Annotated in this window: 13 protein-coding genes; 11 read left to right on the top strand and 2 right to left on the bottom strand. The window is 50.7% G+C overall.

The genetic code is table 11. The annotated features are described in order from the left end of the window. Positions 1–36 precede the first annotated feature (36 nt). The 4 genes from AC0YNS_RS17480 to AC0YNS_RS17465 all read left to right on the top strand — a co-directional run bounded on the left by AC0YNS_RS17480 (position 37) and on the right by AC0YNS_RS17465 (position 4,944). Positions 37–1,758 carry an extracellular solute-binding protein gene (locus tag AC0YNS_RS17480; protein ID WP_475782243.1) on the top strand — a complete coding sequence of 574 codons (1,722 nt, stop codon included), beginning with the start codon at positions 37–39 and terminating at the stop codon, positions 1,756–1,758. A 103-nt stretch (positions 1,759–1,861) separates the two neighbouring features. Further along, positions 1,862–2,773 carry an ABC transporter permease gene (locus AC0YNS_RS17475; RefSeq protein WP_256209026.1) on the top strand — a complete coding sequence of 304 codons (912 nt, stop codon included), beginning with the start codon at positions 1,862–1,864 and terminating at the stop codon, positions 2,771–2,773. A gap of 18 nt (positions 2,774–2,791) precedes the next feature. Then, on the top strand, positions 2,792–3,676 hold the full coding sequence (locus AC0YNS_RS17470) for a carbohydrate ABC transporter permease (RefSeq protein WP_475782242.1): 885 nt from the start codon (positions 2,792–2,794) through the stop codon (positions 3,674–3,676). A gap of 14 nt (positions 3,677–3,690) precedes the next feature. Then, entirely contained in the window at positions 3,691–4,944 is a 1,254-nt protein-coding gene (locus tag AC0YNS_RS17465; RefSeq protein ID WP_475782241.1) for a Gfo/Idh/MocA family protein, read from the top strand. A gap of 103 nt (positions 4,945–5,047) precedes the next feature. Here AC0YNS_RS17465 and AC0YNS_RS17460 read toward each other — a convergent pair whose 3' ends face one another. Next, complete coding sequence (locus AC0YNS_RS17460) at positions 5,048–5,608, bottom strand: GNAT family N-acetyltransferase (protein WP_475782240.1); 561 nt, start codon at positions 5,606–5,608, stop codon at positions 5,048–5,050. A 25-nt stretch (positions 5,609–5,633) separates the two neighbouring features. Then, entirely contained in the window at positions 5,634–6,104 is a 471-nt protein-coding gene (locus AC0YNS_RS17455) for a heme-degrading domain-containing protein (RefSeq protein ID WP_475782239.1), read from the bottom strand. A 200-nt stretch (positions 6,105–6,304) separates the two neighbouring features. On the opposite strand from AC0YNS_RS17455, the gene AC0YNS_RS17450 reads away from it, so the two are divergent. From AC0YNS_RS17450 to AC0YNS_RS17420, 7 genes are all read left to right on the top strand, one after another. Further along, positions 6,305–8,350, top strand: coding sequence for a hypothetical protein (locus AC0YNS_RS17450; RefSeq protein WP_475782238.1), 2,046 nt, complete (start codon positions 6,305–6,307; stop codon positions 8,348–8,350). A 134-nt stretch (positions 8,351–8,484) separates the two neighbouring features. Beyond that, positions 8,485–10,227: a sensor histidine kinase gene (locus AC0YNS_RS17445; RefSeq protein WP_475782237.1), complete on the top strand. Its 1,743-nt coding sequence runs from the start codon at positions 8,485–8,487 to the stop codon at positions 10,225–10,227. An 8-nt stretch (positions 10,228–10,235) separates the two neighbouring features. Next, entirely contained in the window at positions 10,236–11,876 is a 1,641-nt protein-coding gene (locus AC0YNS_RS17440) for a response regulator (protein WP_475782236.1), read from the top strand. 482 nt (positions 11,877–12,358) lie between these two features. After that, positions 12,359–13,333 (top strand): ABC transporter permease, encoded by a 975-nt coding sequence (locus AC0YNS_RS17435; RefSeq protein ID WP_475782235.1) that lies wholly within the window; start codon positions 12,359–12,361, stop codon positions 13,331–13,333. Positions 13,334–13,345: 12 nt separating this feature from the next. Next, complete coding sequence (locus AC0YNS_RS17430) at positions 13,346–14,230, top strand: carbohydrate ABC transporter permease (RefSeq protein WP_475782234.1); 885 nt, start codon at positions 13,346–13,348, stop codon at positions 14,228–14,230. A 66-nt stretch (positions 14,231–14,296) separates the two neighbouring features. Further along, entirely contained in the window at positions 14,297–15,919 is a 1,623-nt protein-coding gene (locus AC0YNS_RS17425; protein ID WP_475782233.1) for an ABC transporter substrate-binding protein, read from the top strand. Between the two features lie 106 nt (positions 15,920–16,025). Continuing rightward, entirely contained in the window at positions 16,026–16,754 is a 729-nt protein-coding gene (locus AC0YNS_RS17420; RefSeq protein ID WP_475782232.1) for a ThuA domain-containing protein, read from the top strand. Positions 16,755–16,758 lie beyond the last annotated feature (4 nt).

Below are 16,758 nucleotides of genomic sequence, written 5' to 3'. Positions count from 1 at the left end.
ACGCAGTGAACAACAATTTCTATGGGGGGAAACAAAATGAACAGATGGGCAAGTTCTTTTCTGATTATCTCATTAATCGCCACCATGACCGCATGCTCAAGCAATGACGGCAACACTGCAAACGATCAAGCCGACAAGACAGACAACGCAATCGCGACAGACAATGCAACTACAACAACTACTGAAAAGACTGACGATGCAGCTACGGAGAACGTTGACCCGCTGGGCAAATATGCGGAACCATTAACGGTAACGGAAGTACTCGGGTACGGTCCGCCGGAAGATCCGAAGACACCATCCGGTCTGACGCCGGAACAGAATGCGTACCTGAAGGATCTGAAGGAACAGCTGAATATCGATTTGAAATACAAATGGACGGTGCCAACGGACCAGTACGAGCAGAAGTTCTCGCTATCCATTGCTTCCGGGGATTTGCCGGATATCATGGATGTCGACATTCGCAACTTCGAGAAGTTTAAGACGCAGGGTGTCCTGGCTGACTTAACGGACGCTTACGAGAAATATGCATCACCGACGCTGAGAAAGTTTATGGAATCCGATGGCGGGCAAGCGATGAAGTCACTGACCTCGGATGGCAAGCTATACGGTATTCCGGGCTTCGAAGAGCCCTTCTTATCGACGCAGATTCTATGGATTCGCGCCGATTGGTTGAAGAACGTGAACCTGGAAGCTCCTAAGACGATCGATGATTTAGAGAAAATCGCAACCGCTTTCGTGAATAATGATCCGGATAAGAATGGCAAGAAGGATACGTACGGCCTGGCGCTGCAGAAGAACATCGTCAACTGGGGATTCGATACTCGCGGCCTGTTCTTCGGCTTTAATGCGTATCCGAGCGGATGGATTAAAGGCACCGACGGCAAGCTGGTGCCGGGCGAGATTCAGCCGGAGATGAAGCCTGCGCTGAGCAAGCTGCAAAGCTGGTATAAGAACGGCATTCTCGATAAGGAATTCGCGCTCAAAGACGAGAACAAGGTCGTCGAAGATATCGTCAGCAGTAAAGTCGGCATGCTGTACGGCGAATGGTGGCTCCCGAACTGGCCGCTTAATCTGAACAAAGATGCGGATCCGAATGCAGAATGGATTTGCGTACAAATTCCGTCCCTTGACGGCTCCCCGGGTAAGTCGCTTGTACCGAAAGTGCGCATGGGACATATCGTTGTCGTAAACAGCAAGTTCAGCAACCCGGAAGCTGCCATTAAGATGATCAACTTCTATATCGAGATGAACACGAAGGCGCATTACGACACGAACAAGCCGGAGAATGGCTACGTGTATAACTGGTTCGTGCCGCGAATTTACAATCCGGTTGAAATTCAAACGATCCATGATGAAGTCAACAATGCGGTTGCAAACAAGCTGAATTCGGTAAGTGAGGATATTCCGTATTACGTCAACATTCAGAAGCCGCTCGAAGCCACGCAGAAATTCCTTGCAGGCGACAAAACCGGATGGGGACTCTATTCCAGCCGTGTTTCCAAAGACGGAGGCTGGGGTCTTACGAGTCAAATTCGCGATAGTCAGCAATTTGTCTACAACGAGTTCTACGGCTCCGCAACGGAATCGCAGGTCGAGAACGGCGCGCAGCTGGATAAGCTGATGAATGAAACGTTTACGAAGATCATTATGGGCGAATCGATCGACAGCTTCGATAAATTCGTCAGCAGCTGGAAAGCGCTCGGCGGTGACGATGTAACGGCAGAAGTGAACGATTGGTACAGCAACGCATCGAAATAATGAGAATGGCAGAAACGGCGGAAGACGCTAACGCAAGTGAGCAGGTACGTGAGCGAACTATCGAGCGTCTTCCCCGCTGCTTCTTACAGGAGGCGGAACCTTGATGAAACAGCAGACAATGCGGAGAAGCCGGTTCATACGGCAATTGCCATTCCATATCATGCTTATACCCGGTATCATCGTTACGCTCATTTATGCCTATGGCCCGATGTTCGGAATCGTCATGGCCTTTCAGAAGTTCGATCCTGTGCTTAGCTTCTGGAAATCCAAATTCGTCGGCTGGAAAAACTTCCGATACATGTTTCACCTGCCGGATATGAATCAAGTCATCTGGAATACCGTGGTTATATCCGTTCTCAAGATCGCTTTTGGGCTGGCTATCCCGCTTATTCTTGCCTTATTGCTTAACGAGCTTAGCAGAGACTGGTTTAAGCGCATCATTCAAACGAGTATTTTTCTGCCGTTCTTCCTCTCGTGGACGGTGCTTGGCGGTGTCATTCTGGAGCTGTTTTCCTTGAAAGGGCCGATCAATGATTTGCTCGCCGGCACGGGGATCGAACCGATTATGTTCATGGGCCAAGGGGATTGGTTTCGGGCCATCATTGTAGGTTCTGAGGTTTGGAAGGGCATGGGCTACAATATGATTATTTTCCTGGCAGCCATTGCCGGGATCAATTCAAATTTGTATGAAGCGGCCGAAGTGGACGGAGCGGGAAAATGGAAGCAGGTTGTCCATATCACGCTGCCGGGAATGGCGCCGATTATTATATTGCTCGCTACGCTTAGCTTAGGCAATATTCTGAATGCCGGATTCGATCAGATACTGATCCTGTACAACCCGGTCGTCTATGAGAGTGCGGATATTCTCGATACGTTCGTCTACCGGCTCGGAATCTTCAACCAGCAATACGCGCCTGCAGCGGCTGTCGGACTGTTTAAATCCGCGATTTCTTTAGGATTGGTAGGCTTATCCTATTACTTGGCTTATCGGTTCACCAAGTATAGAATCTTCTAAGAGACTGGGGGAGATGACATGGTTTATCGAGCATCATGGGGCAGAGTCCTGTTCATGGTTGTGAATACGATCGTGTTGATTGCAGTGACACTGCTCGGCATATTACCGTTCATCCATCTGCTTTCAGTCAGTTTAAGCTCTAACATCGCCGCAGTGGCTGCACAGGTTAAGCTATGGCCCGTCGGATTTACATTAGATGCCTATCAATATTTAGCGCAAAAGGTGGAGTTTATTCGTTCCTTGAAAGTATCCTTGGAGCGCGTTATTCTCGGCACGGCACTCAGCATGTTTCTGACGATCATCACCGCTTATCCGTTATCGAAGAGCAGAGAACAGTTTGATTTCCGAACGCTGTATGTATGGTTCTTCGCGATTACGATGTTTTTCGGCGGCGGCTTGATTCCGACTTATATTGTCGTCAAAGAAACCGGATTGATTAATAGCATCTGGTCGCTGATTATCCCCAGTGCACTCAATGTATGGAACATGGTGATGCTGTTAAACTTCTTCCGTAACATTCCGAAGGATATGGAAGAAGCGGCTACCATTGATGGAGCAGGCCAGTGGGCCATTCTTCTACGCGTCTATCTTCCGGTGTCGCTGCCATCGCTTGCGACTATATTATTGTTCACGATCGTCGGTCATTGGAACTCGTGGTTTGACGGCATCTTGTACATGAACTCACCGGAGAAGTATCCTCTTCAGACATACTTATCGACACTGGTGACATCTATTAATAAAGCAGCGATATCTATCGACGACTTGAAGCGGCTCGAAGAAGTCAGTGAGAAAACATTACGAACTGCGCAAATTTTCTTAGGCGCTTTGCCGATTATGCTGGTTTACCCGTTCCTGCAGCGTTATTTCATCAAAGGGATTACGGTTGGTAGTGTAAAAGAGTAGGAGATGAGCGTCTGATGAGCAAAGTGAAGATTGCCTTAATCGGAGCGGGACTGCGCGGACAAAATTACGTCGATTATGCGCTGGCACATCCGGACGAGATGGAAGTTGTAGCGGTAGCCGACCCCAACCATGATCGGCGAGGTCGTTTGATGCAGCGTCATGGGGTAGATGAGCGCATGGGTTACGACGACTGGCGCGAATTGCTGGCGCAGCCGAAGCTTGCGGATGCCGTGCTGATCTGTACGCAGGACAAGATGCATTACGAGCCGACGATGAAGGCGCTTGACGCGGGTTATCATGTTCTGCTTGAGAAGCCGATGTCGCCGGATCTGCAGGAATGCTTGGAGATGGGGGCGAAAGCGCAGCAGTCGGGGCTCATCTTCTCGATCTGCCATGTGCTTCGTTATACGAATTTCTTCCGTACTGTGAAGAGGCTGCTCGACGAAGGTCAGATCGGTCAGCTGATGTCGATTCAGCATAATGAGAATGTAGGTTATTGGCATCAGGCACATAGCTTCGTTCGCGGCAATTGGCGCAATGCCGAGGAGTCGAGTCCGATGATTCTGGCAAAATCTTGCCATGATATGGACATCTTGTTATGGCTGGCTGGAGATGATTGTACACGCCTGTCCTCTTTCGGCTCCCTCTCTTACTTCAATGCTTCCAAAGCTCCGGAAGGCGCACCGAAGCGATGTACGGATGGTTGCCCGGTGGCGGATGAATGCTTATATTATGCGCCTAATGTCTACCTCGGGGACGCGGAAAGCTGGATGGCGGCGGCCATTAGTGATGATCCAAGTCCTGAAGCAAGGCTTAGAGCTTTGCAAGAGGGGCCGTATGGACGCTGTGTGTATCATTGCGATAATAATGTGGTGGATCACCAGGTCGTGAACATGGAGTTTGCGAATGAAGTGACCGCTGTCTTCACGATGAGTGCATTTACGCAAGAATGCAGCCGAACGCTGAAGCTGATGGGTACGAAGGGCGAGATCCGTGCAGCTATGGATAAGAATGAGATCGAGCTGATTCGCTTCGGAGCGCTTGCACCGGAGAAGATTTCACTTGAAATGCCCGGCGGACATGCGGGTCATGGCGGTGGAGACTATGGTTTAATGAGCGACTTTATCGGAATCCTGAAGTCGGGCGGCGGTGCGGGCGATAGTCTCACTTCTGCAGCCAAATCGGTGCAAAGCCATATGATGGCATTTGCTGCGGAGGCATCTCGTTTAGAGAAACGCGTCATTGAGCTGGCTGCGTTTAGTGGGTGAAGGGCGGCACCACCAGTCGCATCAGGCCTGCACATATGCACCAAAAAGGACCGCCACAATAGTGCCATGTGCACGATTGAGGCGGTCCTCTTGTAGCTGCTTCTTATACTCGTTTCACCATGCGGCGGTAGTCGCTATCGCCGATGCGCAGCATGTCGTCTTCCTCGTAGCCGCTTGCGAGATAAAGCCGGTAAGCCCGCTCGTTATAGGTTTCGACGATTAGCGCCACGCGCTCGAAGCCGAGCTGAGCCGCGCGCTGCTCGGCGGCTGCCATCAGAAGCTTGGCAATCCCTTGTCCGCGAAATTGCTCCGCTACGGCCAACGCGTCCAGATAGAACTCGCCGTCTCTTGCCTCACGGATAATAACGCTGTGTTCTTGGCCAGGCATGCCATGAAGCTTCGCCAGGAAAGGCTCGTCCAGCTGCGCAGCATCGTTACCGGAATAAGCCACGACCATGCCTGCTATGCGGCCATCCTGTTCGGCGACGATGACATTGCCCGAGCTGACTCGATTGCCCGTCTGCTTGTAGAAGTCGGTCAACAGCGCTGTCGCCTCGACTTCATCCGATGCGCCTGTAAGCAGATAAGCAATCTCACCGATCGCTTCGAGCAGCAGCGGAATAACCTCCGGGGCGTCGTCTCTTGCTGCAATACGCGTAATCACTGCGGTAACACTCCTTGTGAAGCGATTATTTTCCGAGTAGAAACTCTCCCAATACATCCACGATAATCTGATGATCCAGCTCGCCCGGCAGACCGGAGGCTGTGATTGTCCCAACTACACCGACATTCTTGATGATAAGCGGAAAGGAGCCGCCTTCAGCTGCATAATCCTTAGGATCAAGGTGAGAGGATTCAATGGAGTTACCGTTTGCTTTGAACTCGACATGCATGAAGTAAGAGCTGTGACCGAAATGATGAACAACATTACGTTTACGCTGAATCCACTGATCGTTGTTTGCGTTTGTTCCGTTCATTTTACTATGGAATAATAGCTCGCCGTTTCTTACGATTGTGACCGCGATCGCTTTGTCTTCTTGCTGCGCTCTTTCAATGATCTTAGTACCGATCTCAAAAGCGGTTTCGTTCGTAAACGTGGAGAATTGAAGCTCGTTCTCCTGATGTTGCAACTGCTCTAGCAGAGCTTGATGTTCACTCATATGTAGCACTTCCTATCGGCTGATTTTTTCACCTCTAATACTATGCTTTAAGCTAGGCTTCGTCAAACCGGGGCTATCGTTTGTAAGCGCTCAGGGTTGGTCTATTCGGACAATTGCTTAGGCAGGAATGGACTTCCGGTGCTCGAATAGGATGGGATAGAGGACGACCTGATTTCCTCACATTGAAGGAGTGATCGGAAGTGCCGGAATTTACGCAGGGCAGCTATGGTGGAGAATCCATACGATTAGCTAACGAGCATATGCGGATTGACGTGCATAAGAGATTGACCGGATGGGGATGGGCGGAAGTATTTTCGGCAGATGAACGGTTTATGGGGGTGCTGGAGCATTTCGGTGAGGTGCTGCTGCGAGATCAGGAGATTCCGATTCGGATGGAATCGGAGTCGTACGAGCGGACACAATCGGATGAAGGGGAGTCGCTGACGTTTCAGGTGAAGGCGCTCGTCGTGCAGCAGAAGCTGAAAGGCACTTCGTTCGATACTTGGATTCAGTATCCTTTCGATGCGGCGTTGATGGATGGGGAAGTAAAGCTGACGTTATTGCGCGATCAGCCTGTATTGAAGCTGGCTTATTCGTTTGTCTCGCATTATAACTTGTTTGTCCGTTATGTCAGAGGGCCGTGGGTTAAAGTCGGTGCGGATTCTTTCGGAGCGAACAAAACAGATGCCATCTTCCCCGGCGTGGAATGGCTGGAGGGGGAGGAGTGGTCGAGCGGCACTGATTGGTTCAAGGACCCGTGGGCGCTCAGAGTCGCGCCGCATCCGAATAAGGTGGCTTTCCCGGTGATGGCGGTCAGTCATGAAGGTACGGCAGTTGGCCTGTCATGGGACCCGGCGCTGCATGCAACCCGCTGGTTCAACTACCGCACACATGTGCAGCAGCCTGTATTCGCATCTCCGAATTTCATAGACAGACGGAATCATCATCTGCTCGGGCTAATGGTGCCAGATGCTCAAACCGAGCATGCGGAGAATCAAATTTATGCTGCAGAACCATTGGAGCTCCATCCGCAGCAGGTGGTTGCTTGGAACGCTGAGCTTGTCGTCATTCCGGGGCGATCACTCGATGTGATGACGGATTGGATCACTCGCTCCGGAGGGCTCCCTGCACCTGCCACGCCTAGGTGGTCCTATGAGGAAACGCTTGATCGCATCGCACAAGCCTATAATGCGCGATATTGGCAGGAAGGACAAGGCTTCGGAACACCGCAGTACGAGAAGGGATATTCGCACCGAGTACCGCGTTTCGCAGAAGCTTACATAGAACGCCGCAAAGGGACGGCGATAGCCTCTTCGCTGCAGGAGAAAGTCAACGAATGCAAGGCGATGGAGGCGGCGGCTTCGGGGAGCAACGGGAGTACGGTCGACACAAGTGAATTGTCGGCCGATGACCGTTTATTGCAAAAAGGTCTGGAGCTGCTTTCCCATCAAAGGAAAGACGGTGCATTTCCCTTCGATCCGGATGGGCGGCATTATATGAAGGATGATTTTGTCGTGGCGCGGGCCTTTCTGGAACCGATGGGTCATGCCGGGGATACGGCGCTTGATCTGTGCGTTACGCCAGCGATCGAGCTGCTTCGCCTGTGGAAAGCGACCGGCGATGAGCGCTTAAAGGAAGGCGCGCTGCGTGCCATCGACTATTGCTTGCCGATGACAAGGCCGGAAGGCGGCGATTTCTGGGAGACGCCTCTGCATAGTCCGAACCTGTTCGCGGCAGGCCATGCCGCTATCGCGAATTGGCTTGCTCATCTGGCAACAGGCGAGCAAGTCTATAGGGACAAGGCTGTGTACTGGATTCGTTCTGTGCTCCCTTTCACCCATCTATGGCAGCCTGCGGATAAACCCATGCTGTACAACACGAAGCCGTGTTTTTGCTCAAGCGATTGGTATTTTGCCAATTGGGTGCGCGATCATGTGCAGTGGGAAGTGCTGGAAACGTTTGCGGAGTCCTATAGACTCGGCATCGACTGGGCGGCCATTGATCCGGCCATCGATTGGACGCGTTACCGGGAAGGGATCACGAATGCCGCGATGCGCTGGATGATCGATCACCGGGATGCGACGTGGATGCCGCATAATTTGCAGCATACGAAGGTGTATTACGATCGGGGCTTGCTCGATGATTGCTTCGCGGATACGCATAATTCGGTCACCGGCTTGTATGGCGGGATGGCGATTATGCCGGATGCGATCGCTGTCAACTTGCTGGCGATGACGGAAGGTTAAGATGAAGCCCACAGTTGCGGTCTGCACTGTGGGCTTCTATTTGTCTTGCTTGATTCGGAGCATGCCGCTATGATCATTCCTAGAGTAATTATGGGAAGAATGCCTAGTGATTGCGGATAGGAGGACTCATCGGAATGAATAAATTGAACACGCTCGGTTCCCGATTTATTTTGTTATTCTGCGCGATTACGATTCCGCTGTTAATCATCTTGTTCCTCGTAGGGAGCTACGCGAAGAGCGTCGTGCTCACCCAGGTGGCGAATTCCTATCAGAATCTGGTGAACTCCAACTTGAATATGATCGACAGAAGCTTGGAGGATATTACGACGAATATGGTGGATATCGTGAATAACAGCGATGAGTTCCAGCGATTCGGCCAGCCGGGATTAACCGATTCGGATTATTATTTTGCACAAATGGAATTGATCCACCGCAATTCGACCTATCAATCGTACTATCATACGGTCGATATGTTCTTCGTTTATTCGATGCCGAATGCTGCTCTTTATTCCACGAACCTGGTCGGCGCGGCTTCGGGTTATTATGAACCGGTCAGGGCGTGGATCGACAGCTCGTTCCAGCGTCCGGATTTGCTCAAGCAGTATTTGTACAAGTGGTCGGTTATTCGAATAAAAGACCAATATTTCCTGTATCGGCTGGTCAGCGATGACTTAACGAACAATGCCTACATCGGCGCCATTATCAACATCAACAGCTTGAAGACGCCGCTGGGTAACTTGGATGTAAAAGGCGGCGCAGGCGTCTTAATTGTAGGCGATGACGGCAGCGTACTATCGAACCCTTCCGCACCGCTTTCTACGATTACGAAGCTGCCTCCGGACAATATCAAGGTAACCGGTTCTTTCACCGTGGAGGATGGAGCGTCCAAGCTGCTCGCGGTGAACAAGCATTCGGGGACTGCAGGCATCAGCTACGCAGTCGTGGTTCCGAACTCAGAGCTGCTAAGCGGTTTGAGCCGCTTTCAAGCCGTCATTAACTTCCTGCCGCTGCTCGTTTTTGCGATATTGGTGCTCTACTTATTTATTTTCCGCAACATACTATTCAATCCCATTCGTCATCTGCTTGGCGCCATTCGGAGAATTAAAGAAGGCGACATGAGCACGCGGCTGCCGAATTCGCAAATTGCGGAATTTGCGATCATTAACCATACGTTCAACAACATGGTCGAAGAGATTACCCATTTGAAAATCGACGTGTACGAGGAGAACCTGCGGGCGCAGCAAGCCGAGCTGAAGCATTTGCAAACGCAGATTAATCCGCATTTCTTCCTGAATACAATGAATATCATTTTCCAATTGGCAGATTTGAAGCGCAATGAACTGGTGAAGAAAACCGTTCGGCACATGGTTGAATATTTCCGGTTCAGTTTGCGGACGAAGCGCGATGCGATTACGCTCGAACAGGAGCTGGAGCATATTAGCAACTACTTGGAGATTCAGAAAATGCGATTCCAAGACTCGTTCTCCTTCGAGATTCACGTGCAGGATGACTTATTGCGCGCTAAACTGCCTTCTCTAATTGTGCAGCCGTTCGTAGAGAATGCGATGATTCACGGCATGAGCGTGAAGAACGCGCCGTTCATCCTGCAGTTGTCGGCACGGCGCGTACAAGGCGAGCAAGAGATGATGGAGATTGCTATTGAAGATAACGGCAAAGGCATGACGGCCGAGAAGTTAGCTGAATTGAACGATGACGGGTACGCCCCGGATTCGGAAGATAATCATATCGGGGTATGGAACGTGAAGAAGCGATTAACGATGCAATATGGAAACAAGGCTGAGTTGGGATTTTATCCGAATGAACGAAATGGCGTAAGGATTCGTCTCCTGCTGCCGATTGACTATGCGGAGGAGTGAGGTTTGCAGTGAAACGTTGTACGATGCTGATTGTCGATGATGAGAAGTTCGCCATTGAAGGCATTATGAATTGCAAGGATTGGGAGGCGCTCGACATTGATGCGGTTTATACGGCCGGCAGCGCTGATGAGGCTAGGGCTCTCATGCTGGAAAAGCCGGTCGATATTCTGATCTGCGATATCGAGATGCCTGATGAGGATGGACTTTCGCTGGTCCGCTGGGTGAAGGAGCAGTACCCGCTGACGGAATTTGTTTTTCTGACCTGCCACAGTGAATTTACGTATGCGAAGCAGGCGGTGCATCTTGGGAGCTTCGATTATTTGCTTAAACCGGTGGACAGCGATGAGCTGGCGCAGGTTGTCGAGCGCATGATCGAATCTATCCAAGAACGAAGAGAGCAGTCGGATTATAACGAGAAGTACCAAAAATATTACGCGTTATATAACAAACAGCAGCCGCTGCTGGTCGAGCATTTCTGGCAGGACATGCTATCGCGCCGGATTATGTCTTTCGGGGATTTTCTGGATCGGGCGCTGCAGGATGCTCAAGTCGCGCTGTCATCCGGCGATTATGTGCAGCCTATTCTGATCAGCCTGGAAGAGTGGACGAAGGTGCTGCCGGAGCGGGATCAGGAAATTCTGGAGTATGCGGTAAAGAAAGCGGCGGAAGAAATGCTGCTGGAAGGCCGGCGCGGACATGCGGTCATGGACAGGAATGGATTTCTGTTCGTGTTGGTGTACTGTGATCAAGGTGACGGAGATGGCAACGACAATGATAATGACGATGGTCCGGATGGCTGGGTTCAAGCAGCGGAGCGGTTCAAAACGGCTTGCCTGTCCTTCTTCTACTGTCAGATTTCCTGCTATATCGGGTATCGTGCGCCGCTGCAGGAGCTGCCGGGATTGTGCGACGGTTTGAAGGATATGGAGCGAAACAATGTGACAAAACCGCATTCGGTGCTGCTTTATAATAAGGCTGCGGTTGCGGCGGTGGTGGCTGCTTCGTCATCGAATGAGTCGGTGAGCATCAATATTGCCGAGTGGATGGGTGTGATCTCGAGCGGCAACCGCGATAAAGTGATTGCATTAATCGGGCAGCATGTGGCGAAGCTGGAGCAAAATCCGAATAGCTCGCCGAAGCAGCTTGAGGCGTATTTGCATGCGTTTTTGCAGGTGATCTATCATTTCCTATACGGCCGCGGTATCGCTGTCAGCCAGATCCCGAATTTCACGATGTGGTCAACGGCGCAGATTCGGACGCTCGCCCAGTTTAAGTATTGGGCTGTCCATCTGGTATCCGCAGTGATGGATACCGTGTTTCGCGATAAGGAAGCGGACGGCTTCGTGCAGAAAGCGATTTACTTCATGCGCGAGAACGTCGAGGAGGATATCTCCCGCGAGGATGTGGCCGCTTATGTGAATCTCAATCCGGCATACCTCTCCCGGCTCTTCAAGAAAGAGACGGATCGGAACTTGATCGATTATTTGATCGAAACGAAGGTGAACCGCGCGAAGCATCTGCTCGATACAACGGACATGACCGTCAGTGCAATCGCCCAGCAGGTCGGCTATTCGAACTTCTCGCATTTTACGAGGACGTTCAAGAAGCATACCGGCGTGAACCCGCAGGAGTACCGGAAGCAGTCTTAGTGGAGAGCGAGCGGTCGATCAATCAAATAGGGGATTAGAGAGACATGGCCGATGTTGGCCATGTTTTTTTATGTGTTTGGCTGTAGGCTGGGGCTGGGCGAGTGGAAATGTTGCCGGAAAAGCAGCATATGGCCGGGAATCGTGCGCGATATTGGGAAATGTTGCGCGAAAGGCAACATTTCCAGCACCAATGGGCTTATACATTCGAGAAAAAGCAAAAATGTTTCAGATTGTGCAACAACTCGCAGGATATCGCGCCAATTACCGGGAAATGCTGCACAGAAAGCAATATTTAACATGTCAGTGGGCTTTTACAGCCCGAAATATGAGCAGCACCAACACCAAACGGCATCAGCCGTTTTTTTCGCATGTCCATGTGAAGATGTCACAAATCGACTAGGCGAGGGTGACAAAAACGGTAGGGGCGTAATCGGATTCTCGGTATGATGATCACATCAACAAGCAACAGGATGGTGAACAGCATGGGAGCAGATCAGCCGCTTACAGCGGCGACGGCAAGTAAGAAAGTTAAAAGGAGAGCGGGCCATACGTTTCGGGCGCTGCTGAAATATCACGCGCTCTGGATATTAGCCTTACCCGGTATATTACTGCTGCTGATTAATAATTACATGCCGATGTTCGGCATATTCCTCGCATTCAAGAGCTTGAACTTCTCCAAGGGCATCTGGGGCAGCGACTGGGTCGGCTTCGATAACTTCAAGTTTCTGTTTGCTACCAATGACATTTGGCGCATTATCGCAAACACGGTGCTGTACAATATCGCTTTTATCGTGATCAATACGGCCCTCTCGATTCTGCTCGCGCTATTGCTCAATGAGGTGAGAAGCAAGGTGCTGTCGAAGTTTTTCCAAAGCTCAATGCTCCTGCCGCATTTCATTTCGATGGTGGTCGTGGCCTATCTCGTGTTCGGCTTCCTCAACCCGGATCTCGGGTTCATTAACAAAGCGATTCTGGAGCCGTCGGGGCATGAGGCCGTCTCGTGGTATATGTCACCTACGTACTGGCCGTATATTCTGATCATCGTGAACAGCTGGAAGTCGGTAGGTTTCGGTTCGATCATCTACTTGGCGACGATCGTCGGAATCGATAAGGAATATTACGAGGCGGCAATGATTGACGGAGCCGGGAAGTGGAAACAAATGACGAAGATAACGGTTCCGTTTCTGATCCCAATTATGATCATTCTCACGCTGCTGTCGATTGGCCGAATTTTCAATGCGGACTTCGGATTGTTCTATCAGGTGACCATGAATTCAGGCATGTTGAAGGATGTCACAGAGGTTATCGATACTTACGTGTACAACGCGCTGCTAGTCTCCGGAGATACCGATTTAGCGTCATCGGCCGGATTGCTTCAGTCGGTTATCGGATTTATTTTGGTCGTGTCGGTCAACATGCTAGTGAAACGAGTCAGCAGTGATAAAGCTTTATTTTAAAGGTGGGAGAGCATGAACAACAGCAATCGGACGAACCCGATCATCATCGTATTCTTTATCATTGTCAGTCTGGCGAGCTTGCTTCCGTTCTGGCTCATCCTCATGGTGTCGCTTACGGGTCAAAATGCACTAGTCAAATACGGTTACAGCTTCTGGCCTCAAGATTTCGATCTCGCCGCTTACCGCTTCCTCATGCATGATGCGGAACCGATCCTTCGTGCATATGGCGTTTCGATATTCGTCACCGTTGTCGGTACGCTCGTGAGTTTGTTCGTTACCTCGGCGTTAGCGTATACCTTGTCGCGGAATGATTTTCCGTTCCGCAATTTACTCAGCTTCTACGTACTGTTCACGATGCTATTCGGCGGGGGATTGCTCCCATGGTACCTCGTATATACGAAGTTCTTGCATTTGCAAGACACGCTTCCGGCTCTCATCATCCCCGGTTTACTCGGCGGATTCAACGTGTTCATTATGCGGACGTATTTCACGACCAGCATCCCGCCATCCTTAGTGGATTCGGCGCAGATCGACGGGGCTAGCGAATATCGGACGTACTTCAGCATTATTTTGCCGCTGTCGCTTCCGGTGCTTGCGACGATTGGATTATTCGTCATCGTGACGTACTGGAATGACTGGTTCACAAGCTTGGTGTTTATCAACAATGACAGGCTGTACAACCTGCAATACTTCCTCTACAACACGCTCATGAATGCCCAATATCTGCAGGCTATTGCGAGCAAAGCGCATATTGATGCGTCATCCACGCAAATCCTTCCGCTGGAAGAGCTGCAGATGGCGATGGCGATTATCGCGGTGCTGCCGATTGCGATGGTGTTCCCGTTTTTGCAAAAGTATTTTGTGAAAGGCCTAACGGTAGGCGCTGTGAAAGGCTGAATTCGGCAGCAGCCGATTTAGTATATAGACATCATATAGAGCATTCATTATGGGAGGTTACAGAAAATGAAACGTGTATCAAAAGGATCCTTCGTTCTGTCATCGCTGCTCCTTTCGCTCTCACTCGTAGCGGCTGGCTGCTCCAGCGGCAACAACAATGCAGCTAACAACGAGAAGCCGGCGAATCAGGCTCAAGAGAGCACGAACACCAACACGGGCGCCACTAATACGACCGAAGCACCGAAAGCGCTGGAGCCGTACGAGGTTGTCATGGTTTATCCCGATGGCAAGCAAAATGACCTTGGCGTCGTGCAAACGGCAATGAACGATTACTTGAAACAAACCTATCCGGACATGAATATGACGGTTAAGCTGAACCCGATCGATTGGAGCGCCTACGCCGACAAGACGAACCTGATGATGTCCTCCGGGCAGAAGTTCGACTTGATCTGGACGGCAAACTGGATGAACTTTGATGCACAGGTGAACAAAGGTGGACTGCTTCCGCTAGATGATTTACTTGCTCAGAACGCGCCTGATATTGAGGCAATCGAAGGTAAATTCCATGATGGCGCACTGCGCAACGGCAAAATCTACGGCGTTCACGTGCATCAAGAGCTGGGCAATCCACAAGGTGTCGCAATCAGCAAAGCACTCGTCGATAAGTACAATCTGGATCTAAGCGCGCTGAAATCCGGCGAGTTCAAAGATCTCGGGCCTATCTTGAAAACGATCAAGGAAAATGAGCCCGGCGTAACGCCTGCTGTTGGACCTTCGTTCCCACTCGGCGCTTACTATGGTTCCGGCAGCACAGCGAATATTGTTGGCCCGATCGGGCTTGATCTGAGAGATGCCGATCCGAACAACACGTACAAAGTCGTGAATACCTATGCAACGCCGCGTTATATGGAGCTTGCAAAGCTGACGCGTGAATGGTTCAAAGCGGGTTACATCAATAAGGATGCAACAACGCCTGGCGTAGATATCTGGAAAAAGTTCCAAGCCAAGACAGCATTCGCGTCCATCGGCAGTGACTTGGATATCCTGGCAGGCACCGAAATCGGCTTACCACAGCTGATGCCAAGCAAAACAAGCAGCGTAGGCAGCGACATCATTCAAGTACCGCTTAATATCGATAGATTGCAAACAACGAAGCTGGCTGCTACGATGCAAGGGATTTCGCAAACCTCGAAGGACCCTGCCCGTGCCATGATGCTGCTTAACCTGTTCTACAAAGATCAGCAGCTGCTGAGTCTGTTCAACTTCGGCGTGGAAGGTACACATTATGTGCTGAAAGACGGTCAGGTTGCGCTGCCAGATGGCAAAACACAGGATACAGTCGGCTTCTATCACGACAATATGTGGCAGATCGGGAACCAAATGCTTAACTACACTCGTGTAGGCGAAGATCCGAATAAGTACAAAAACTATGAAGAATTTAACCAGAAGGTATCGAGCAATCCTTCGCCAATCCTAGGTTTCGTGTTTAACTCTGAGCCTGTGAAGAACGAGCTGATTGCCGTTAGCAAAGTACAAAGCACATTCGATCCGGGTCTGCAATCGGGTCAGCTTGATCCGGAGGTTGAAATTCCGAAGCTGATCAAGAAGCTCAAAGGCGCAGGCATTGACAAAATCATTGCCGAGGCGCAAAAACAGCTAGACGAATGGCGTGCAGCAAACGGAAAGTAAGGATTACAACCAGGGGGGTATAATCCAAGTGATTATACCCCCTCACTTTTCAAACCGGTCATATACAATCCTTTCACCGGTATAACTAACAGGATGGTGTTCATAGATGATTAAAGTAACCGTTTGGAATGAATATTTGCATGAAATCAATAATCCCAATGTAGCTGCTATTTATCCGAAAGGCATTCACGGCGCACTGGCGGAAGGCTTGTCCAGTGAGCAAATAAGCGTTCGGACAGCGACACTTGCGGAGCCGGAGCACGGCTTGTCCGAGGAAACGTTGGCGAATACCGATGTGCTTATTTGGTGGGGACATCTGGCGCATGATCAAGTGGACGATGCGATTGTGGAGCGGGTATACGAACGGGTTTTGAAAGGCATGGGACTTATTGTTCTGCATTCCGGCCACGCTTCCAAGATTTTCGCAAAGCTGCTTGGAACCCCGACAGGGCAATTGAAGTGGCGTGAAGCCGATGACAAAGAGCGCATCTGGGTCATCGATCCTGCGCATCCGATCGCAGCGGGAATCGGGGAGTACATTGAGCTGGAGAAAGAAGAAATGTACGGTGAGCATTTCCATATCCCGGCTCCGGATCAGCTCGTATTCGTTTCGTGGTTCGAGGGCGGAGAAGTGTTCCGAAGCGGCGTTACGTACAATCGCGGTCAGGGCAAAATCTTCTACTTCCGTCCGGGTCACGAAACGTATCCGACCTACTACAACGAAGAAATTCTTCGTGTTATCAAGAATGGCGTGCATTGGGCGGCTCCAAGCGCGACGGCTGCTCCGGTATACGGTCATTCGGCACCGCTGGAGCCGATTTCGGTGAAGGCATAGTGGT

The organism is Paenibacillus sp. J22FR21, from assembly GCF_056269135.1.
The sequence above is the reverse complement of the archived record's forward strand: the minus strand, read 5'-3'. Positions and strand labels throughout refer to the sequence as shown.